The sequence below is a fragment of the Oerskovia sp. PE-21s genome, assembly GCF_056158145.1.
Map to the genome: position 1 here is coordinate 290159 of NZ_JBUXJM010000003.1, position 22724 is coordinate 312882.

Genomic DNA, 22724 nt, shown 5'->3' on the forward strand with positions numbered 1-22724 from the left:
TGGTTCCGCCGTTCTGCGCTCAGAGAGCGCCGTGGAAGGTCCGCGAGAGGACGTCGAGCTGCTGCTCGCGGGTCAGCCGCACGAAGTTCACGGCGTACCCGGAGACGCGGATGGTGAGCTGCGGGTAGTTCTCGGGGTGCTCCATGGCGTCCTCGAGAGTCTCCTTCACCAGCACGTTGACGTTCATGTGGTAGCCGTCGCCACCGACCGACGCGTCGAGCAGACCGGCGAGGTTCGCGACCTGCTCGTCACGGGTGCGGCCCAGACCGCTCGGGACGACCGTGTTGGTCAGCGAGATGCCGTCCTGCGCCTCGTTGTACGGCAGCTTCGCGACCGACAGGGCCGAGGCGAGCATGCCGTGCGTGTCGCGGCCGTTCATGGGGTTGGCCCCCGGGGAGAACGGCTCGCCCGCGCGGCGGCCGTCGGGAGTGTTGCCCGTGGCCTTGCCGTAGACGACGTTCGACGTGATGGTCAGGACGGACTGCGTGGGCAGCGCGTCGCGGTACATCTTGTGCGAACGGATCTTCGCCATGAACGACTCGACGAGCTCGACCGCGATCGAGTCGACACGGTCGTCGTCGTTGCCGAACGCGGGGTAGTCGCCCTCGGTCTGGTAGTCGACCACGATGCCGCGCTCGTCGAACACGGGCGTGACCGTGGCGTACTTGATGGCCGACAGGGAGTCCGCCGCGACCGCGAGACCCGCGATGCCGCAGGCCATGGTCCGCAGGACCTCCTTGTCGTGGAGGGCCATCTCGAGACGCTCGTAGGCGTACTTGTCGTGCGACCAGTGGATGCAGTTGAGCGCCTCGACGTAGGTCTCGGCCAGCCAGTCCATGGTCTTGTCGAAGCGGGCGCGGACGTCGTCGTAGTCGAGGGGCTGGCCCTCGGGCACGGGGGCGACGACCGGGGAGACCTGCTTGCCCGTGACCTCGTCCTTGCCGCCGTTGATGGCGTACAGGAGGGTCTTGGCGAGGTTGACGCGGGCACCGAAGAACTGCATCTGCTTGCCGACCGCCATGGGCGAGACGCAGCACGCGATCGCGGCGTCGTCACCCCAGGCCGGGCGGATCTGCTCGTCCGACTCGTACTGGACGGCCGAGGTGTCGATCGAGACCTTGGCGCAGAAGTCCTTGAACCCCTGCGGCAGGCGCGGGCTCCAGAAGACGGTCATGTTGGGCTCGGGGGCCGGGCCCAGGTTGTAGAGCGTCTGCAGGAAGCGGAACGAGTTCTTCGTGACGAGCGGCCGACCGTCGTCGCCCATGCCGCCGATGGTCTCGGTGACCCACGTCGGGTCGCCCGAGAACAGGGAGTCGTACTCCGGGGTGCGCAGGAAGCGCACGATCCGCAGCTTGATGACGAAGTCGTCGATGATCTCCTGCGCCTGCTCCTCGGTGATGACACCGTTCGCCAGGTCGCGCTCGAGGTACACGTCGAGGAAGGTCGAGGTGCGGCCCAGCGACATCGCGGCGCCGTTCTGCTCCTTGACCGCGGCGAGGTAGCCGAAGTAGAGCCACTGGACGGCCTCGCGGGCGTTGGTGGCCGGGCCGGAGATGTCGTAGCCGTAGGAGGCGGCCATCTCCTTGAGCTCGCCGAGCGCGCGGATCTGCTCCGCGTGCTCCTCGCGCTCGCGCACGATCTTCTCGCTGAACGGCTGGGTGTCGAGGTCCAGCTTGTCGAGCTTCTTGGCGGCGACGAGCTGGTCGACGCCGTACAGCGCGACGCGGCGGTAGTCACCGATGATGCGGCCGCGGCCGTACGCGTCGGGCAGGCCCGTGATGATGTGCGAGCTGCGCGCTGCGCGGACGTTGGGCGGGTAGATGTCGAAGACGCCCTGGTTGTGGGTCTTGCGGTACTCGCTGAAGACCTTCTTGAGCTCCTGGTCGACCGGGTAGCCGTAGGTCTCGAGCGCGCCCTCGACCATGCGCCATCCACCGTTCGGCATGATCGCGCGCTTGAGCGGGGCGTCGGTCTGGAGGCCGACGATGACCTCGGAGTCCTTGTCGATGTACCCGGGCGCGTGGGCCGTGATGCCGGCGGGCGTGTGCGGGTCGACGTCGTAGATGCCCTTCTCGCGCTCGGCGGGGAACATCTCGGAGAGCTTGGCCCAGATGCCGGTCGTGCGCTCGGTGGGCCCGGCGAGGAAGGAGTCGTCACCCTCGTACGGGGTGTAGTTGCGCTGGATGAAGTCACGCACGTCGACCGTGTCCTGCCAGGGACCTGCGGTGAAGCCGGCCCATGCGGGGACGGTCGCGTCGTCCTGGCCGCCAGTGGTGCTGCGAGCCTCGGAAATGCTGGTCATATCACTCTCCTCGACGTCCACACCGCGCTGCCTGCGCGGCGGGGGTAAAGACCTTGGTCGACGCGGGAAATCCGTGCCGTCCTGCCGTTCTCCTTCGCCCCTTCAGGCTACGACCCGCAGAGGGTGTCGGCGTGGCAAAGACGCTGTCACCTGGCTCACAGGCCGCGGCGGCGATTCGAGGTTCGACGCCTCGAGAATGGCGGAATTCCAACCCTTCTACGTTCTTCAACATGCATCTAAGCGACTTCATTCCACCTTGTGACGGTCTTCACATGACCTTTTCGTGGGAGTCTTTAGACCTCTCGTTCGGGACCAAAGTCCCTTGCGTACCACCCCCGCCCCCGTACCGTCCTCAGCTCCGCCCAAAATCCCACCCTACGGGCGCCCGCGCGCCCACGCACCGACGCAGCCGTCCCCACGCCCACGGGCGGGAGGACACGTCGAGATGCCGCCCGTCGCCCCCCGGTACTGGGCCCGGGCCGGCGACGAGCGGCATCCTCAGGCGAGCTGTCCGACACGCCTCGAGGCCCCTATGCACGAGCCGGGCGCCCCACTGCGTGCGAAGAGCCCCCCGCGCGTGTGAGACTGCCTCGATGCGAACCATGGGAGTCGAGGAGGAGTTCCTCCTCGTCGGGCCCGACGGCATCCCCACCGCCGTCGCGACCGAGGTCATCGAATCGTCCGGCACCACCGAGATCACCGAGGGAGGGCTCGGGGCGTCGGGCGGCTCGCGCCCGGACCGGTCCGACGACGCCCCCGGCGGCGACCTCGAGCTCGAGCTCATGGAGGAGCAGCTCGAGACCGGCACGCACCCCTGCGCCGACCTGTCGGACCTCGCCCAGGAGATCCGCGAGGGGCGCATCCGGGCCAACAAGGCCGCCGAGCAGCGCGACGCGCGCATCGTGGCCCTCGGCACGTCGCCCGTCCCCGTCTCCCCCACCACGGTCGGCAAGCTCCGCTACCTCGCGGCGCGCGCCGCGTTCGGGCTCACGGCACGCGAACAGCTCACGGGCGGCTGCCACGTCCACGTCGCGGTCTCGTCCGATGCCGAGGGGGTCGCGGTCCTCGACCGCATCGGTCCCTGGCTCGCCCCGCTCCTCGCGCTGAGCGCCAACTCGCCGTACTGGCAGGGCGAGGACAGCGGGTACGCGAGCTTCCGCTCCCAGGTCTGGTCACGATGGCCGACGGCGGGCCCGGCCCCGTCGTTCGGCACGCCCGAGGCGTACCGCGCCACGGTCGACGCCCTGGTCGCCACGGGCACGATCCTCGACACCGCGATGATCTACTTCGACGCCCGGCTGTCCGCGTCCTACCCCACGGTCGAGATCCGCGTCGCGGACGTGTGCCTCGACGCCGACACCGCGACCCTGCTCGCGGCCCTGGCGCGCGGGCTCGTCGAGACCGCGGCACGCGAGGCCGACGCGGGCGTCTCGGCACCCATGCTGCACCCCGAGCTCCTGCGCACCGCCTCCTGGCGGGCCGGGCGCTCGGGGATCTCTGGCGACCTGGTCTCGCCCCTCACGTGGAAGCCCGCGACCGCGCACGACGTCGTGGGCCAGCTCGTCGCGCACGTGCGCGAGGCCCTCGTCGACGCGGGCGACCTCGACGCCGTGACCGAGCTGCTCGGACGGCTGTGGTCGAACGGCGGCGGCGCCGGACGCCAACGCACGTGGTTCGCGAGCTCGGGCGACCTGCGCGCCGTGGTCGAGCGGGCCGCGGAGGCGACGCTGGCCTGAGGCGCGACGGCCGCTCGGGGGCGCGGCGCCGTCGGGCCTGCACCGGAGCGCACGACGAGGGGCGCGGACCGTGCGGTCCGCGCCCCTCGTCGATCTCCCCGCCGTGCGGAGGTCAGAGCAGCGCGAGCGCCGTGAGCGCGTCGCGCGTGACGTCCTGCGCCGTGAGGCGGTGCGTGGCCTTGACCTGGTCGATCGACATGTGGTCCAGGAAGACCGTAGGCAGGCCCAGCGGGACCACGGGCACCGTGATCCCGGCCTCGACCGCCCGCTGCCCCAGGAGAGAGCCCACGCCGCCGTCGGCGAGGCCGTCCTCGATCGTGACCACGAGGTCGTGCTCGCCCGCGAGCTTCACGAGGGCGGACGGCATGGGCAGGACCCAGGTCGGGGACGCGACCGTGACGTCCACGCCGTGGGCCGCGAGCGCCTCCCCGGCCGCCATCGCGGTGCCGGTCATCGACCCGACGCCCACGAGCAGGACCTTGCGGGCCGGTGCGGTCGAGGTCGAGGCGGTCTTCTTGGCCGGGACGGCGTCGTGGCGTGCGACGACGTCGACACCGTCGACCGTCTCGATCGCGGGGATCGGCGCGACGACCGCGCCCTTGGGGTAGCGGACGACCGAGGGCGCGTCGTCGATGTCGACCGCGTGGCGCAACGCGTCGCGCAGCGTCGGCTCGTCGCGCGGCGCGGCCAGGTGCAGACCCGGCACGATGCGCAGCATCGCCATGTCCCACATGCCGTTGTGGCTCGCACCGTCCTCGCCCGTGATGCCGGCGCGGTCGAGCACGAACGTGACCCCGGCCTTGTGCAGCGCCACGTCCATGAGGACCTGGTCGAACGCCCGGTTGAGGAAGGTCGCGTAGACCGCGACGACCGGGTGCAGGCCCGCGAAGGCCATGCCCGCGGCCGAGGTCGCCGCGTGCTGCTCCGCGATGCCGACGTCGAACGTGCGCTCGGGGAACGCCTCGGCGAACGGCGCGAGGCCCACCGGGTGCAGCATGGCCGCGGTGATCGCGACGACGTCGGGCCTACGACGACCGATCGTGACGATCTCGTCGGCGAAGACCGACGTCCAACCGAAGCGCGAGGGTGCCACCGGCAGCCCCGTCTCGGGGTGGATCTGCCCGACGGCGTGGAAGCGGTCGGCGACGTCCTGCTCGGCCGGGGTGTAGCCACGGCCCTTCTCCGTGATGACGTGCACGATCACGGGCGCTCCGTAGGAGCGGGCCCGCACGAACGCGTGCTCGAGGGCCTCGATGTCGTGGCCGTCGACCGGGCCGACGTACTTGATGCCCAGGTCCTCGAACATGCCCTGGGGCGCGACGACGTCCTTGAGCCCCTTCTTGAGCCCGTGCAGCCACTCGTACGCGAACCGGCCGGGGGCGCCCGAGCGCGAGAGCGTGCGCTTGCCCCAGTCGAGGAAGTTCTCGTAGCCGCGCGTGGTGCGCAAGGTCGACAGGTGGTGCGCCATGCCGCCGATGGTCGGCGAGTAGGAGCGGCCGTTGTCGTTGACGACGATCACCAGGCGCCGGTCCTGGCTCTCGGCGATGTTGTTGAGCGCCTCCCAGGCCATGCCGCCCGTGAGGGCGCCGTCGCCGATGACCGAGACGACGTGCCGGTCCCGCAGGCCGCGCACCACGTTGGCCTTGGCGATCCCGTCGCCCCAGCTCAGCGCGGTCGACGCGTGCGAGTTCTCGACGATGTCGTGCGGCGACTCGGCGCGGCTCGGGTAGCCGGACATGCCGTCGCGCTTGCGCAGCGCGGAGAAGTCCTGGCGGCCCGTGAGCAGCTTGTGCACGTAGGACTGGTGGCCCGTGTCGAACACGAACGAGTCCTTGGGCGAGTCGAACACACGGTGCATCGCGAGGGTCAGCTCGACGACGCCGAGGTTCGGCCCGAGGTGCCCGCCCGTGCGGGAGACGGCGGAGACGAGGAACTCGCGGATCTCCGCGGCGAGGGTCTCCACCTGCTGGGGGGTCAGTCGCCGGAGGTCCTCCGGGGACGTGATGCTGCTCAACAGGGTCATAACCGCTCCGTTCCGCCTGCCATTCGACTAGCCCGACAACTCTAGGCCGTCAGGGAGGGTGCTCGCGCCCGGAAAGGGCTGGTCACGACGTCTGCACGCGGTGCGCACCCGATCCACCCTCCCCCTCTGGCGTCCCTCCGTAGACTGCTGGGGTGCGCTTCCTGCCGGGCCAGCGGCCCACCACAGACCTGACCTACGGCGACGTGTTCCTCGTCCCGTCCCGCTCCGAGATCACGTCGCGCTTCGACGTGGACCTGTCGTCCGACGACGGCACGGGCACCACGATCCCGCTCGTCGTGGCGAACATGACGGCCGTCGCGGGCCGGCGCATGGCCGAGACGGTCGCGCGCCGCGGCGGGATCGTCGTGATCCCGCAGGACGTGCCGACCGACGTCGTCGCGGACGTGATCGCCGACGTCAAGAGCAAGGACCCCGTCATCGAGACCCCCGTCGTGGTCTCCCCCACGGACACGGTCCACACGGCCCTGACGTTGATCGGCAAGCGGTCCCACGGCGCGGCCGTGGTCCTCGAGGGTGACCGCCCGGTCGGCGTCGTCACGGAGGCCGACTGCCTGGGCGTGGACCGCTTCACGCAGGTCCACCAGGTCATGTCCGCGCACCCCCAGGTGGTCGAGGCGTCGGTCGTCACCGGACCGGGCGGTCTGGAGGCCGCGTTCGACGAGCTCCACCGCTCGCGCCGCAAGGTCGCGCCGGTCGTGCGCGACGGACACCTCGTGGGCGTCCTGACGCGTCGCGGCGCGCTGCGCTCGAGCGTCTACTCCCCCGCCGTGGACGGCTCGGGCCGCCTGCGCGTCGCCGCGGCCGTCGGCATCAACGGCGACGTCAAGGCGAAGGCCGCCGAGCTCCTCGCCGCGGGCGCCGACGTCCTCGTGGTCGACACGGCCCACGGCCACCAGGTCAAGATGCTCCAGGCCCTCGAGGCCGTGCGTTCCCTGGACCCGCAGGTCCCGATCGTCGCGGGCAACGTCGTGACGGCCGAGGGCGTGCGCGACCTCGTGGCCGCGGGCGCGGACATCGTCAAGGTCGGCGTCGGGCCGGGCGCCATGTGCACCACGCGCATGATGACGGCCGTGGGTCGCCCGCAGTTCTCCGCGGTCCTCGAGTGCGCCGAGGCGGCGCGCGAGCTGGGCAAGCACGTCTGGGCCGACGGCGGGGTGCGCCACCCGCGCGACGTCGCCCTGGCTCTCGCGGCGGGCGCGTCCCAGGTCATGATCGGTTCGTGGTTCGCGGGGACGCACGAGTCCCCGGGCGACCTGCACGACGACGGCACGGGCCGCCTGTACAAGGAGTCGTTCGGCATGGCCTCGGCCCGCGCGGTCGCGGCCCGCACCGCGGGCGGCTCGCCGTTCCAGCAGGCTCGCAAGGGGCTGTACGAGGAGGGCATCTCGTCGTCGCGCATGTACCTCGACCCGGCTCGTCCGGGCGTCGAGGACCTGATCGACGAGATCACCGCGGGGCTGCGCAGCTCGTGCACGTACGCGGGGGCAGACTCGCTCGAGGCGTTCGCCGAGCGCGCCGTGGTCGGCATCCAGTCGGCCGCCGGGTACGAGGAGGGGCGTCCGCTGCCCGCGGGCTGGTGACAGTCTCCCCGTCCGCGAGGTCGGCCCGCGCCGACCTCGCGGCCCTCGCCCAGGACGGCGCACCGTGGCCACGCCCGTGGCGTTACGCGATCGGCACGCTCGACGAGTCGCGCGTGCGGCAGGCCGCGGTGCTGGTCCTGTTCGGCGTGCTCGACGACGTCGCGGCGTCCCGTGACACGTCCCGGCCCGGCGCCGCGCCTCTCCCGGTCGCCGCCGACCTCGACGTGCTGCTGCTCGCACGGGCCTCGACGCTGAGCCACCACCCGGGGCAGGTCTCGTTCCCCGGCGGCCGCCTCGACGACACGGACGCGGACCTGGTCGACGCGGCCCTGCGCGAGGCCGTCGAGGAGACCGGGCTCGACCGTGACGGGGTCGAGGTCCTGGGGACGCTGTCCCCGCTCCCCCTGCCCGTGAGCAACCACCTCGTGACCCCCGTCCTGGGATGGTGGGCGCGTCCCACGCCCGTGGCCGTGGTCGACTCGGCCGAGTCCGCGCACGTCTTCCGGGTGCCCGTCGCGGACCTGACGGACCCCGCGAACCGGCGCACCGCCGTCGTGCGCCGTGGGCGGGACACGCACAAGAGCCCCGCGTTCCTGGTGTCCGCGGACGGGCGCGAGCACCTCGTGTGGGGGTTCACGGGCGCGATCCTCGACGCGCTCCTGGACCGGCTGGGCTGGGCCGAGCCGTGGGACGCGGCGCGCACGGTCGAGGTGCCGGTCTGATCGTGGTCGTGGCGCGCCCTCGCCACCTCGCCTCGGCCCGCGCGTCTCAGGCCTGGGCGCAGGCGACGCCGTCGCACCGCTAGGGTTCCTCCGTGCCCGACATGCCCTCCCCCGACGTCGACGTGACCGTCGAGCTCGTCCGCGCGCTGCTCGCCGCTCAGCACCCGGACCTGGCAGACCTGCCCCTGACCGTGGTCGCGAACGGGTGGGACAACGTCGTGCTGCGCCTGGGCGACGACCTGGCCGTGCGGGTCCCGCGCCGCGAGGGTGCCGCCGGGCTCGTGCGTCACGAGCAGGAGTGGCTGCCGGGCCTCGCAGCGCGCCTTCCCGTGCCGGTCCCCGCTCCCGTGCGGGTCGGGCTCCCCTCCGAAGGGTCAGCCGGTCCGGCCTTCCCCTGGTCGTGGAGCGTGGTCCCGTGGTTCGACGGGCTGAGCGCCCTCGCGGTCGACCGAGCCCTGCGCCGCGCGCTCGCCCCCGACCTCGCCGCCTTCCTCGCGGCCCTGCACGTCCCGGCCCCGCCCGAGGCGCCCGTCAACCCGTTCCGCGGCGTCCCCCTGGCCGCTCGCGACGAGTCGGTCCGAGAGCGCCTCACGTCGGGCCACGTGCCCGACGACGGCGCCCTCCTCGACCTGTGGTCCCGCCTCGTCGAGGTTCCCCCGTGGGACGGGCCGGCGCTGTGGCTGCACGGCGACCTGCACCCGGCGAACCTGGTGCTCGCGCCCGGCGACCACCGGCTGGGGGCCGTGGTCGACTTCGGAGACATGACGAGCGGCGACCCGGCCACCGATCTCGCGACCGCCTGGCTCACGTTCGACGCCGCGGGACGCCGTGTGTTCCGCGACGCCGTGACCGCGCGGTGCGGAACGGACGACGCGACGTGGGAGCGAGCCCGTGGGTGGGCGCTGGTCCTCGGCACGGCCTTCGCGGCCCACTCCGACGACAACCCGTCGTTCGCCGAGCTGGGCGCCCAGACGCTCGCGCAGGTGCTCGGGGACGACTGAGCCGCCCGTCCCGTACGGCGGCCGGGTCCACGTGCGAACGCGGTCGCGCCTCGGGCCCTCCTCGCGAGATACGTGCCACCGGCACCCAGCGGCGAGATACTGGCACATGGCCCCGGACAACAAGACCCGCCCGCACGACGGCGACGTGGACGCGTTCCTCGCGACCGTCACCCACACGGTCCGCCGTCGCGACGCGGACACGCTCCTCGCCCTCATGCAGCGGGTCACGGGGGAACCGCCCGTGATGTGGGGGCCGTCGATCATCGGGTTCGGCCAGTACCACTACGAGTACGCGAGCGGCCGCCAGGGCGACGCGGGAGCGGCGGGGTTCTCGCCGCGCAAGGCCGCGTCCACGGTGTACCTGCCGGACGGCACGGGAGCCCACGAGGACCTGCTCGCGCGCCTCGGCCCGCACACCACCGGTCTCGTCTGCGTGTACCTCAAGGACCTGTCGACGAACGACCTCGACGTCCTGGAGGAGATCGTGCGCCGGTCGTACGCGGCTGTGACGGCGGGCACCTTCACGCAGCGGGCGCGCGACTCCTAGCTCGCACGCACGACTGCTCGCTCCCCTACGGCTGCAAGCGCTCGCGGTCGTCGGTAGCCACGGTTCGTCGAGATCACCCAGATCACTCCGCGCGGGGCGTGGCTAAATGCCAGCGGGTACGGGATCGTTGGCCGGAAATCTCACGACGAACGCGGGGGCCACCATGGCTGAGTCTCACGACGACGACTGCTACTACATCTATGCGCTACTCGATCCAGCGCGACTGCGCGTGGGCAAGAACCACCTGCAGAGCGCGTTCTACGTCGGGAAGGGGAAAGGAAGGCGCTTTGCCCACCATGAGAGGGAAGTCCGAAACCATCTGGAGAGCACCAACCGTGATCACGAACGCCTGGGCGGCAAGTCCCATCGCATTCGCGAAATCCTGGAACGCGGCGAGTCGGTACCTGCACTGATCCTTGCGCAAGACATTCCGAACGAGTCTGCGGCCTATGCCGCCGAGTCCCTCGCGATGACGCTGCTCGCAGAGGTGCTCTCCGCTGCAGGGCTTCCGCCACTGACCAATGCGATCCCTGGCCACCATCAGGAGGTGATCCACGTACGCAACGAGATCACGGATCTGTCCCAGCATCTTCCGGAATCAGCGGCTTCGCCCACCCCCCGGGAGAACGCGCAGTCGCGCCACCTCCCCATGACGATTCGAGAGGTCCCCATACGGGCGGAGACGCTCGCGCTCTCGCAGATTCGCCCAGGCACGTCCGCGCTCCTGGTCAAAGGCACGCGGCTCGAACTCCTGGCAAGCGACTATCGCGTCGATCTTTCTCCAGCCCTACCGCCAGCCCTGCTCCCGGTCGCAAACCGAATCAAGGTCCTCCACGAGCATGCGGGTAGCGGCGAGATCCGGGCGGGGTGGGATCCAGAGGCTCCATGGGACGACATTGATGCTCGTGAGCGTGGCCGCCGTTACTGGAGGCTGTCCAAGGCGGACGTCGCACGGTGGATAGAAGGCGCCGACGACCGTCCGAAAGAGCTCTGGCTCGGCATTCCTACCGCCACAGGTGAGACGGTCGTTCGGTACATCTGGAGCATCGACTACGAGCATCGGTGGGAGTGGTACCCGGACGACAGCACGTGGGGCGTCCCCCTCGGCACTAGGGTGCTCCGACATCCCGTGCTGGCCCGATCGATCTACGAGTCCCGAAACGGACGAGAAGTCCAGGTGCTCATGAACTACGCGGCAGGTTGGCGGCATATCACGGCCTGACGAGGGAAATTGATCAACACGACGACGGGGCGCCCCACCCGGTGGTGGGACGCCCCGTCGTCGTGCGTCCCGCGCGAGGTGCGCGGCGCCGTCGGGCCTTCGGGAAGAACCCGGGCCCGACGACGCCGCTCACCGTGAGCGGGAGCCGTTCGTCAGCCGTTGACGAGCGAGCGCAGCACGTACTGCAGGATGCCGCCGTTGCGGTAGTAGTCGGCCTCACCCGGGGTGTCGATGCGCACGACGGCGTCGAACTCGACGGAGGTGCCGTCGGCCTTGGTCGCGGTGACCTTGACCGCCCGGGGCGTCGTGCCCTCGTTGAGCGCCGTGACGCCCGAGATGTCGAACGTCTCGGTGCCGTCCAGGCCCAGCGACCCTGCCGACTCGCCGGCCGGGAACTGCAGCGGCAGGACGCCCATGCCGATCAGGTTCGAGCGGTGGATGCGCTCGAAGCTCTCGGTGATGACGGCCTTGACGCCCAGGAGCGCGGTGCCCTTGGCAGCCCAGTCACGCGACGAGCCGGAGCCGTACTCCTTGCCACCCAGGATGACGAGCGGCGTGCCGGCCGCGGCGTAGTCCTGCGCGGCGTCGTAGATGGTGTCCTGAGCGTTCTTCACAAAGTTGAACGTGAAGCCGCCCTCGACGTTGTCGAGAAGCTGGTTGCGCAGGCGGATGTTCGCGAACGTGCCGCGGATCATGACCTCGTGGTTCCCGCGGCGCGAGCCGTAGGAGTTGAAGTCGCGACGCTCGACGCCGTGCTCGGCGAGGTACACACCGGCCGGCGAGTCCGCCTTGATCGACCCGGCAGGGCTGATGTGGTCGGTCGTGACCGAGTCGCCCAGCTTGGCCAGCACGCGGGCACCCGAGATGTCGGTGACCGGGGACGGCTGCGCCGACATGCCCTCGAAGTACGGGGGCTTGCGGACGTAGGTGGACTGCTGGTCCCACTCGAACGTGTTGCCCTCGGGGGTCGACAGGGCGCGCCAGCGCTCGTCACCCGTGAAGACGTCCGCGTAGTCCTTGGTGAACATCGCACGGTCGATCGAGGAGTCGATCGTCGCCTGGACCTCTTCCGGCGTGGGCCAGATGTCGCGCAGGAAGATCGGCGAGCCGTCCTCGTTGCGTCCCAGCGGGTCGTGCTCGAAGTCGAACTCCATGGTGCCCGCGAGGGCGTACGCGATGACCAGCGGCGGGGAGGCCAGGTAGTTCATCTTGACGTCGGGGTTGATGCGACCCTCGAAGTTGCGGTTGCCCGAGAGCACCGAGACGACCGACAGGTCGTGCTCGTTGACGGCCTCGGAGACCTTCTCGTCGAGCGGGCCCGAGTTACCGATGCAGGTCGCGCAACCGTAGCCCACGAGGTGGAAGCCGAGCTTCTCGAGGTAGGGCCACAGGCCCGCCTTCTCGTAGTAGTTCGTGACGACCTGCGAGCCCGGGGCCATGGAGGTCTTGACCCACGGCTTGGCCTCCAGGCCCTTCTCGACGGCCTTCTTCGCGAGCAACGCCGCGGCGAGCATCACGGACGGGTTCGACGTGTTGGTGCACGACGTGATCGAGGCGATCGCGACCGCACCGTGGAACAGGTCGAACTGCTTGCCGTTGGTGTCCGTGACCGGGACGGTCCGGCGCCCGTTGGCGTGGATCGCGGGCGAGTCGGAGGCCGGGAAGGACTCCTTCTCGGCCTCGTCGACGACGTCGACGACCTCGGGGGCGTAGGTCGGCAGGTCGCGGGCGAACGCGGACTTGGCGTTCGACAGCTCGATGCGGTCCTGGGGACGCTTGGGGCCGGCGATCGAGGGGACGACCGTCGAGAGGTCGAGCTCGAGGTACTCGGAGAAGACCGGCTCGACGTAGCTCGGGTCGGTCGGGTCGAGCCAGAGGCCCTGCTCCTTGGCGTAGGCCTCGACGAGCGCGAGCTGCTCCTCGGACCGGCCGGTCAGGCGCAGGTAGTCGACCGTGACCGAGTCGATCGGGAAGATCGCGGCGGTCGAGCCGAACTCGGGGCTCATGTTGCCGATGGTGGCGCGGTTGGCCAGCGGCACGGCCGCGACGCCCGCGCCGTAGAACTCGACGAACTTGCCGACGACGCCGTGCTGGCGCAGCATCTGCGTGATCGTGAGGACGACGTCGGTCGCGGTCACGCCCGAGGGGATCTGGCCGCTGAGCTTGAAGCCGACGACGCGCGGGATGAGCATCGAGACGGGCTGTCCGAGCATCGCGGCCTCGGCCTCGATGCCGCCCACGCCCCAGCCGAGCACGCCCAGGCCGTTGACCATGGTCGTGTGCGAGTCGGTGCCGACGCACGTGTCGGGGTAGGCCCTCAGGACGTCCCCGTCAGCAGTGCTCACGGTACGCGTCATGACGGTGCGCGCCAGGTACTCGATGTTGACCTGGTGGACGATGCCGGTGCCCGGGGGGACGACCTTGAAGTCGTCGAACGCCGTCTGGCCCCAGCGCAGGAACTGGTAGCGCTCGTGGTTGCGCTGGTACTCGAACTCGACGTTGCGCTCGAACGCGTCGCGGCGGCCCGCGACGTCGATCTGCACCGAGTGGTCGATGACCATCTCGGCGGGCGCGAGCGGGTTGATGCGCGACGGGTCGCCGCCGAGGTCCGCGACGGCCTCACGCATGGTCGCGAGGTCCACGACGCAGGGCACTCCCGTGAAGTCCTGCATGATGACGCGACCCGGCGTGAACTGGATCTCGGTGTCGGGCTGCGCGTCGGGGTCCCAGGCGGCGATGGCACGCACGTGGTCCGCGGTGATGTTGGCGCCGTCCTCGGTGCGCAGAAGGTTCTCCGCGAGGATCTTCAAGCTGTACGGGAGGCGCTGCGCGCCTTCGACCGCGGAGAGACGGAAGATCTCGTACGAGTTCTCACCGACCTCCAGTGTTCCCTTCGACCCGAACGTGTCGACGCTGCTCACGGTTGCTCCTTCTACCTGGCGAGGGTGGTGACGACCACCGCGGCCGGGGCACCGCGCGGGCTCTGCGGCCCGCGCCGTGCACCCGGCACGGCAGGTCGTCGAATGACGATCAAGATGGTTCTGGGGGCTTTGCCCAGCCTACGCCGGGCCGGCGACGCTCCGAAATGTCGCCGACACACAGCATAGCGCATTTATCTTGACGTCAAGATATCGACCTTGGTGCGACCGGCCGTGGACCCTCCCCCGAGCCGCGGCGTGAGCACGCGGTACACGGCCTCGATCGCGACCCACCCCACGACCACGGCGACCGCGATGACCACCGCCTCGCTCGCCGTCGGGACCTGGAGCGCGAAGAAGTCCCGCACCCACGGGACCGCCACCGCGAGCGCCGCGCAGGCCGCGAGCGCAGCGATCAGCGCGATCTTCCACCCGTTGACCGGCCGCGCCTGGATGCCCACGATCCACAACGACACCCCGACGAGCACGAGCGTCGCGGCCGAGCGTGCGTCGTCCGTCCCGACGAGCGGGCGCAGGTACCCGTACACCGCCAGGATCACGGCCCCGATCACCACGCCCGCCGGGATCGCGAAGCTCAGCACGCGCCGCAGGAACCCGGCGAGGTAGCGCCGGTCGTTGGGCGGCAGCGCGAGGAAGAACGCCGGGATGCCGATCGTGAGCGAGCCCGCGAGCGTCATGTGCCGGGGCAGGAACGGGTACGGCCACACGAGCAGCACGACCGACACCGCGAGGATCGCGGCGTACGTCGTCTTGGCGAGGAACAGGCTCGCGACGCGCTCCATGTTCGCCATGACCCGGCGCCCCTGCCCCAGCACCCCGGGCAGCGTCGCGAACCGCCCGTCGACCAGCACGACCCGCGCGACGGCCTTGGTCGCGGGCGCGCCGTTGCCCATCGCGATCCCGAGGTCCGCGTCCTTGAGCGCCAGGGCGTCGTTGACGCCGTCGCCCGTCATGCCGACCACGTGGCCGCGGGACTGGAGCGCGTGCACGATCGCGCGCTTCTGCTCGGGCGTCACGCGCCCGTACACGTCGTGCGCGGCGACGACGTCGGCGAGCTCGTCGGGGTCGGTCGGCAGCTCGCGCGCGTCGAAGCCCTCGACCCTGACGCCCTCCCCGTGCAGCCCGACCGAGGTCGCGATCGCCGCGACCGTGTCGGGGTTGTCGCCCGAGATGACCTTGGCCCGGGTCCCCTGGCGCCGGAAGTACTCGAGCGTCTGCGCGGCGTCGGGGCGGATGCGCTCTCCGAGCACCGCGAGCAGCGCGGGGGCGAGGTCGGACGGGAGGGGCGCCTGCGCCGTCGGGAGTCCGGTCGGGGCGTGCGCGAGCAGGACCACGCGCGCCCCCGTGCCCGCGGACTCGTGGACCTCGGCGAGCGCGGTCGCCGCCGGACCGTCGGTGCGCCCGGCGAGCAGGATCTCGGGCGCTCCCAGCACGAACGCCCCCGCGCCGGTGCGCACCGCGCTCCACTTGCGCGCCGAGGAGAAGGGGACGGCCTCGGCGACCGCAGCGGGCGCCGTGTCCGCGAGCCCCTCGGCGAGCGCCTTGGACGTCGCGTTGCCGTCCGGGTCGGCCGCGAGCGCCGCGAGCGCTTCGCGCGCGCCCTCGACGGCGGCCAGGGGGCGCAGCGCGGTCAGGGCGACGTGCCCGTCGGTGAGGGTGCCGGTCTTGTCGAGGCACAGGACGTCGACGCGTGCGAGGATCTCGACCGCGGGCAGCTCCTGGACGAGGACCTTCTGGCGTGCGAGCAGCGTGGCCGCGATCGCGAAGTTGAGCGAGGTGAGCAGGACCAGGCCCTCGGGGATCATCCCGACGACGCCCGCGACGGCCGCCACGACGCCGTCGCGCCACGTCCCGTCCGCGATCGACTCGCGCACGCCGCCCGTGTAGTACAGCTGGCTCCAGAACAGCAGCAAGGAGATGGGCACGATCCCGATCGAGACGACCTTGAGGATCTTGTTGACGCCCTCGCGCAGCTCGGAGCGGACGACCGAGAACTTCTTGGCCTCGGAGGTGATGCGCTGGGCGTACCCCTCCTCGCCCACCCGCACCACGCGGCACACCGCGGCGCCTGCGACGACGGCCGACCCGGAGAGCACCTCGTCGCCCACGGCCTTGCGCACGGGGCGCGACTCCCCCGTGAGCATGGACTCGTCGACCTCGAGCCCTGTGACGTCGAGCACCCGGGCGTCGGCCGGGACCTGGTCGCCCGTCCCGACGAGCAGCACGTCGTCGAGGACCACCTCGTCGAGCGCGACCTGCTGCTCGGTGCCGTCCCGCACGACCCGGGCGTAGGGCGCGGTGAGGATCGAGAGACGGTCGAGCGTCCGCTTGGCCCGGTACTCGGTGACGATGCCGATCGCCGCGTTGATGACGACCACGAACCCGAAGACCGCGTCGGGCCACCTGCCCGTGAGGAGGACGAGCGTCACGGCGATCGCGAGGATCAGGTTGAACAGCGTGAAGACGTTGGAGCGCAGGATCGCGGTCAGCGAGCGCGAGGTCGAGCGGGTGGTCAGGTTGGTCTGCCCGGCCCGGACGCGCGCCGCGACCTCCTGGGCGCTCAGCCCGGGTTCCGCGCCGGGACGTGACGCGGGGGCGCCGTCCTGCGGTCCCGTCCCCCGGCCCGACGGCGGAGCGCCCGCCGGGCCCTGGGGTCCGGTCGCGGACGTGTCGTCGTCGGCGAGGCTGCTCACCCCTCGATTGTGCCCGCCGCGCGCCGCCGTGCCCTGTCGAGGCTGGACGACCGAGCGCCCGGACGCGTCACAACCACCGGTGGTGCTTGAAGATCGCGTAGAGGGTGAACCCCATCGCGACCATCGCGAGGATCGCGAGCGGGTACCCGTAGACCCAGTCCAGCTCGGGCATCCGGGCGAAGTTCATGCCGTAGATCGTGCCGACGAGCGTGGGGGCGAACAGGATCGCCGCCCAGGACGAGATCTTCTTGACCTCCTCGCCCTGCGCGAGGCTCGTCTCGGAGAGCCTGCGCATCTCCTCGTTCTGGTGCTGCGCGACGAGCGTGGCCTGCACCATGAGGGCGTTCTGCAGGAGCACCCGGAACGAGTCGGCCTGCTCCGCGAGACGCAACGAGTGGTCGAGCACGTCGCGCAGGTTCCGCTGGAGCTCGATGTCGACGCCGTACTTCTCGGAGCCGCGCTCGAGCGCCTGGAGGATGCCGACGACCGGGTGGGTGGCGCGCTGGAAGGCGATGACCTCGCGCGAGAGCTCGTAGATCCGTCGTGAGACGGCGGGGTCCCCGCTGAACAGCTGGTCCTCGATCTCGTCGATGTCGTTCTGCAGCCCGGCGACCACAGGGGCGTACTCGTCGACGACCTGGTCGAGCACCGCGTAGAGGATGGCCTCCGGACCGAGGCGCAAGAGCTCGGGCGTCGCCTCCAGGCGGCGGCGGACCGCGCCGACGTCCGGGGACTCGGCGTGGCGGACCGTCACGACGTAGTCGGGCCCGACGAAGACGTGCAGCTCGCCGAACTCGACGCGCTCCTCGGCGTCCAGGTAGCGGGCCGGACGCAGGACCACGAAGAGGTTGTCGTCGTAGCGTTCGAGCTTGGGCCGCTGGTGGGCCGCGATCGCGTCGTCGACGGCGAGACGGTGCAGCGAGAACTCGTCGGCGACCGCACGGATCTCGGCCTCGCTCGGCCGGTAGAGGCCGATCCACGCGAGCCCGCGCCGCTCGCGCAGCGTCTCGAAGGTCTCGTCGAGGCTCGACGGGTTGGCCGTGCGCCGTCCGTCGACGTAGACCGCGTTGTCGACGATCCCCATGCGTGCACCCTTCCGGTCGGTCGGTCGCGTCCGTCCGGAGCGCGGCGACCATCATGGCAGGTGGCGTGGGTCCTACTCGTCGTCGCGCGTCGTGCCCGACGGTTCACCCGTCAACGGGGTGACGCGCTCGGGGGTGTCCTTGCGCGGTCGGTAGACGACCTGGGCGTGGAAGACGAAGCGTAGGAGGAACGCGACGACGAGGGTCAGCGCCTGGGCGAGCACGGGTGGCATCCCCGTCAGGACGACGAGCCAGTGCAGGAACGGCAGCCGCACCGCGGCCTCGATGCCGTTGAACGTGAAGGACTGCGCGGCGCGCCGCCACACGCTGCGCCCCTCCGAGCGCAGGTCGTGGAAGACGAAGTGCTCGAGCAGCAGGAAGTTGGTCACGATCGTGACCGCGGCCGAGACCACCGCGGCAGGCATGTAGTGCACGCCGAACTGCTCCAGACCCCACATGATCGCGAGGTTCATGACCGCGCCGAACGCGCCCACGAGCGCGAACGTCGACAGCCGGCCGAACCGCAGCGCCGTGAGCTGCTGGAGGTACCGCAACCCGTTCGCGAACGTCGCCTTCGACTCGCCGGCGAACCTCTCCCCGAAGACGAACGGCTCCTCGACCACCGCCACCTTGTTGCGCGCGAGGACCTCGAGCAGGATCTTGAACCCTCGGGGGCGCAGCCCCGCGAGATCGATCGACGCCGTGCGGACGGCGAAGAACCCGGTCATGGGGTCGGTCACGTTCCGCAGCCGCACCGGGAACATCGAGCGGGCCAGCAGCGAGGACGCGGTCGACACGAGGTGACGCCAGCGCCCGTCGAGACCGCCCGCGTCACCTCCCCCGACGTAGCGCGAGGCGACCACGACGTCGGCTCCGGTCTCCCGAGCGGTCTCCAGGAGCACCGGGACCATCTCTGGCGGGTGCTGCAGGTCCCCGTCCATGACCACGACCCACTCGCCCCGCGCGGCCCGCAACCCCTCGACCACCGCGCCGCTCAGCCCACCGACCGGGTCGTCCCGGTGCAGCAGCCGCACGGGCAGCCGCGAGGACGTGGCCACCCGCTGGATCACGTCGGGGGTGTCGTCCCGGGAGTCGTCGACGAACAGCAGCTCCGCGTCGAGCCCTTCGACCGCGTCGCCGAGGCGGCGCACGAGCTCGCCCACGTTCGGACCCTCGTTGAACGTCGGAACCACCACGGTGACCTGCATGCGCCCTCTTCTGCTCATCAGGCCGGCGGGACCCGGCACGTCCACCCATCGTCTCCCGAGACGGGCACGGGCGACAGGCGAACGCCGGCTGTCCCGGTGCCGTCCGCACGAAGGTACAGGTCAGGGGCTCCGGACGCCCCCCGGCTCACCGCGAGAGGACCGCGATCGCCTCGACGTGGTGGGTGTGCGGGAACAGGTCGTACCCGGTGACCGACTCGACCGCGTACCCGTGCTTCGCGAAGTAGGCGATGTCGCGGGCCAGGGCTGCGGGGTCGCACGCGACGTAGACCACTCGGGGGGCCTGGAGCGCGGCGACCGCGTCGACGACCTTGCGCCCGGCGCCCGTGCGCGGCGGGTCGAGGACCACGACGTCGGCCGTCGGCGCGGCGTGGTCCTTGGCCGCGAGCACCTTCTCCACCGGGCCGTGGTGGAGCTCGACCTGCGGCTTCTCGAACGCGTTGCGGCGGGCGTCCTTGACGGCCCGCTCGTCGCCCTCGATCGCCACGACGCGCCCGGTCTCGCCGACGGCGTCGGCGAGCGGCAGCGTGAAGAGTCCGGCGCCCGAGTACAGGTCGACCACGGTCGCCTCGTCGAGCGGTCCGGCGGCCCGCAGCACGGCCTCCGCGAGCAGCGCGGGTGCCTCGCGGTGGACCTGCCAGAAACCGTCGGCGGCCACGCGGAACGAGTGCTCGGTCCCGGCGACCGTGACGGTCTCGGTCACGGCCCGACGTGCGTGGGGTCGCCGATCGATGTGGCCCGAGTGCCAGACGACACCGTCGACCAGCAGGATCGGGTCGCCGCCCCCTGCCGGCGCCACGAGCTCGAGGGTCGTCCCCGGACGCCAGCGACGCGTGAAGACCTCCTCGGCCTCGGCGAGGGCCGCGACCTCGGGCGTCGCGAGCGGCATCTCGTCGAGCGCGACGACGTCGTGCGAGCGGAACACGCGCATGCCCGCACGGCCCTGGTCGTCGGCGACCAGGTCGATGCGCGTGCGATAGCCGAGGCCACCCCGCTCGTCGTCCCCGGGGGCACCCTCAACCTCTACCTGAAGGTCAAGGCCGGCGAGGCGCTTGAGCTGCTCCTGCAGGACGGCGGCCTTCCACCGGCGCTGCGCGGGCAGGGACACGTGCGAGAGCTCGCCGCCTCCTGCCCCGCCAGGACCTGCCGCGGGCCAGGCTGCGGGGACCCGGTCCTCGGAGGCCTCGAGGATCTCGACGGCGTCGGCGCGCCAGAACTTGGCAGCCTCCCCGTCGTCGGTGATCCGGGCCAGCACCCGCTCGCCGGGCAGCGCGTGCCGGACGAAGATGACGCGCCCGTCGAGTCGCGCGACGCAGTGGCCGCCGTGCGCGACAGGTCCGACCTCGAGCTCGACCAGAGGTTGAGACTCGGGGGCGGTGGACGTGGGGTTCAGGGTTTCAGACACTCCCCTAGTATCCCGGACGCGAACCGCTCCGGGCTCCGGACCGTTCGCCGACGGGGCGTGGGACCGCACACGTTTCGGCGAACCGGAGACCGACCCCCCTCGCGCGGGCGGCCCGTGGCGCGCTCAGTAGCGGCGGTTGATCCGCTGCTGGGCCGCGAAGTTCTCCTTCTCGAGCCCCGTCTGACCCTTGGTCGACGACAGCTGCCACGGCACCGAGGCCACGACGACGCCCGGGGTGAACAGGAGCCGGCCCTTGAGCCGCAGCGCGCTCTGGTTGTGCAGCAGGTGCTCCCACCAGTGCCCCACGACGTACTCGGGGATGTAGACCACGACGAGGTCGCGCGGGCTCTCCCGACGGATCGAGCGCACGTAGGACAGGATCGGGCGCGTGATCTCGCGGTACGGCGAGTCGAGGACGCGCAGCGGGACCGGGAGGTCCAGGGCCTCCCACTCGGCGGTGAACTCGGCGACCTCCTCGGGGTCCACGCCGACCGTCACGGCCTCCAGCACGGAGGGACGCGACGCACGGGCGTAGGCGAGCGCACGCATGGTCGGCTTGTGCAGCTTGGAGACCAGGACGAGGGCGTGGACGCGGCTCGGCAGGGCACGTGCCGCGGCCGGGTCCTCGCCCAGGGTGAGCTCCTCGCTCACCGAGTCGTAGTGCTTGCGGATGGCCCGCATGAGCACGAACACCACGCCCATGGCGAGGATCGCGATCCACGCACCGTGCGTAAACTTGGTCAGCAGCACGATGATCAGGACCGTGCCCGTCATGCCGAAGCCGATCGCGTTGACGACGCGGGACCGCTTCATCTTGGTGCGGAAGCGCGGGTCCGGGGTCGTGCGCAGCTCGCGTGTCCAGTGCTTGATCATGCCGAGCTGCGAGAGCGTGAAGGACACGAAGACGCCCACGATGTAGAGCTGGATCAGGCGCGTGACCTGCGCGTCGAAAGCCCAGATCAGGGCGATCGCCGCGACCGCGAGGGTCACGATCCCGTTCGAGAACGCGAGCCGGTCGCCGCGCGTGTGGAGCTGACGCGGGAGGTAGCCGTCCTTGGCCAGGATCGAACCCAGCACCGGGAACCCGTTGAACGCCGTGTTCGCGGCGAAGACGAGGATCAGCCCCGTCACCGCGGCAACCAGGTAGAACGCGAGCGGGAAGCCCTGGAAGATCGCCTGCGCGAGCTGGCCGATCACCGGGTCCTGCACGAAGTCGGCGGGCACGGGCTGGCCGTCGATCGTGAGCTGCTCGGCCGGGTTCTCGGCGAAGTGCACGCCGGTCTTCTGCGCGAGGAAGAGGATCGCCATGATCATGAAGGCCGAGATCGACCCGAGCAGCGCGAGCGTCGTGGCCGCGTTGCGGGACTTGGGCTTCTTGAACGCCGGCACGCCGTTGCTGATGGCCTCGACACCCGTGAGCGCGGCACAGCCCGACGCGAAGGCTCGCGCGACGAGGAACGCCCCTGCGATCCCGGTCAGCCCCTGGTCGAAATGGCTCTCCGCGACGAGCTGGTAGGACGCGCTCTCGGCCATGGGCAGGGTCCCCGTGGCGTACCGCACGAACCCGACCACGGCCGTCATCCCGATGGCGAACATGAACAGGTAGACCGGGATCGCGAAGAAGGACCCGGACTCCTTGACCCCTCGCAGGTTCACCAGGGTCAGCAGCACCACGAGCGTGATCGCGAACGCCGCCTCATGACCCCGCAGGAACGGCATGGCTGCCGCCGCGTACTGGGCTCCCGAGGAGATCGACACGGCCACCGTGAGGACGTAGTCGACCATGAGTGCCGAGGCCACGCCGACACCGGCCGTGGGGCCGAGGTTGACCGTGGCGACCTCGTAGTCACCGCCGCCCGACGGGTAGGCGTGCACGTTCTGGCGGTACGACGCGACCACGGTCAGCAGGACCACGACGACCGCGAGACCCACCCACGGGGAGATCGTCGTGGCCGCGAGGCCCGCGATCGACAGGGTCAGGAGGATCTCGTCGGGGGCGTACGCCACCGAGGAGAGCGCGTCCGAGGCGAAGACCGGGAGCGCGATGCGCTTCGGCAGCAGGGTGTGCCCCAAGTCGTCGCTGCGGACGGGACGTCCGAGCAACAGGCGTTTGGCGGCATCAGCGATATCCGACACGTTGGCCCATGCTAGGCCCTCCAGGTGCCGTTGACCCCTCCACCGCCCCGACGGATCTCCGCGAGGGCTCCGCCGCGCCATCCTCGGCC

14 protein-coding genes are annotated in these 22724 nt (G+C 71.1%); 6 read left to right on the forward strand and 8 right to left on the reverse strand.

What is annotated here, in order from left to right; genetic code table 11:
• Window positions 1-19 precede the first annotated feature (19 nt).
• On the reverse strand, window positions 20-2302 hold the full coding sequence (pflB, locus tag ACZDYF_RS07250; protein WP_475055072.1) for a formate C-acetyltransferase: 2283 nt from the start codon (window positions 2300-2302) through the stop codon (window positions 20-22).
• A 593-nt stretch (window positions 2303-2895) separates the two neighbouring features.
• Between pflB and ACZDYF_RS07255 the strand changes: the two genes are divergently transcribed.
• Entirely contained in the window at window positions 2896-4038 is a 1143-nt protein-coding gene (locus tag ACZDYF_RS07255) for a carboxylate-amine ligase (protein ID WP_475055073.1), read from the forward strand.
• 112 nt (window positions 4039-4150) lie between these two features.
• On the opposite strand, the gene dxs is transcribed toward ACZDYF_RS07255, so the two are convergent.
• On the reverse strand, window positions 4151-6061 hold the full coding sequence (gene dxs / locus ACZDYF_RS07260; protein WP_204809099.1) for a 1-deoxy-D-xylulose-5-phosphate synthase: 1911 nt from the start codon (window positions 6059-6061) through the stop codon (window positions 4151-4153).
• A gap of 152 nt (window positions 6062-6213) precedes the next feature.
• Between dxs and guaB1 the strand changes: the two genes are divergently transcribed.
• From guaB1 to ACZDYF_RS07285, 5 genes are all read left to right on the forward strand, one after another.
• Window positions 6214-7662, forward strand: coding sequence for a GMP reductase (gene guaB1, locus ACZDYF_RS07265; protein ID WP_475055075.1), 1449 nt, complete (start codon window positions 6214-6216; stop codon window positions 7660-7662).
• Complete coding sequence (locus tag ACZDYF_RS07270; RefSeq protein ID WP_475055078.1) at window positions 7659-8384, forward strand: NUDIX hydrolase; 726 nt, start codon at window positions 7659-7661, stop codon at window positions 8382-8384. The genes guaB1 and ACZDYF_RS07270 overlap by 4 nt, the downstream gene beginning before the upstream one ends.
• Window positions 8385-8485: 101 nt before the next feature.
• Entirely contained in the window at window positions 8486-9385 is a 900-nt protein-coding gene (locus tag ACZDYF_RS07275; protein WP_475055489.1) for an aminoglycoside phosphotransferase family protein, read from the forward strand.
• 106 nt (window positions 9386-9491) lie between these two features.
• Window positions 9492-9932 carry a DUF1801 domain-containing protein gene (locus ACZDYF_RS07280; RefSeq protein WP_475055080.1) on the forward strand — a complete coding sequence of 147 codons (441 nt, stop codon included), beginning with the start codon at window positions 9492-9494 and terminating at the stop codon, window positions 9930-9932.
• A 163-nt stretch (window positions 9933-10095) separates the two neighbouring features.
• Window positions 10096-11154: a GIY-YIG nuclease family protein gene (locus tag ACZDYF_RS07285; RefSeq protein WP_475055081.1), complete on the forward strand. Its 1059-nt coding sequence runs from the start codon at window positions 10096-10098 to the stop codon at window positions 11152-11154.
• 152 nt (window positions 11155-11306) lie between these two features.
• Here ACZDYF_RS07285 and acnA read toward each other — a convergent pair whose 3' ends face one another.
• From acnA to ACZDYF_RS07315, 6 genes are all read right to left on the reverse strand, one after another.
• Window positions 11307-14075: an aconitate hydratase AcnA gene (gene acnA, locus ACZDYF_RS07290; RefSeq protein WP_191792053.1), complete on the reverse strand. Its 2769-nt coding sequence runs from the start codon at window positions 14073-14075 to the stop codon at window positions 11307-11309.
• Window positions 14076-14266: 191 nt separating this feature from the next.
• Window positions 14267-16786 carry an HAD-IC family P-type ATPase gene (locus ACZDYF_RS07295; protein WP_475055083.1) on the reverse strand — a complete coding sequence of 840 codons (2520 nt, stop codon included), beginning with the start codon at window positions 16784-16786 and terminating at the stop codon, window positions 14267-14269.
• A 67-nt stretch (window positions 16787-16853) separates the two neighbouring features.
• Window positions 16854-17870, reverse strand: coding sequence for a magnesium and cobalt transport protein CorA (locus ACZDYF_RS07300; protein ID WP_191792052.1), 1017 nt, complete (start codon window positions 17868-17870; stop codon window positions 16854-16856).
• Window positions 17871-17942: 72 nt separating this feature from the next.
• Complete coding sequence (locus ACZDYF_RS07305; RefSeq protein WP_191792051.1) at window positions 17943-19076, reverse strand: glycosyltransferase; 1134 nt, start codon at window positions 19074-19076, stop codon at window positions 17943-17945.
• Between the two features lie 145 nt (window positions 19077-19221).
• Window positions 19222-20499: a class I SAM-dependent RNA methyltransferase gene (locus ACZDYF_RS07310; RefSeq protein WP_475055085.1), complete on the reverse strand. Its 1278-nt coding sequence runs from the start codon at window positions 20497-20499 to the stop codon at window positions 19222-19224.
• Between the two features lie 123 nt (window positions 20500-20622).
• Window positions 20623-22635 carry an APC family permease gene (locus ACZDYF_RS07315; RefSeq protein WP_191792049.1) on the reverse strand — a complete coding sequence of 671 codons (2013 nt, stop codon included), beginning with the start codon at window positions 22633-22635 and terminating at the stop codon, window positions 20623-20625.
• Window positions 22636-22724: the final 89 nt, after the last annotated feature.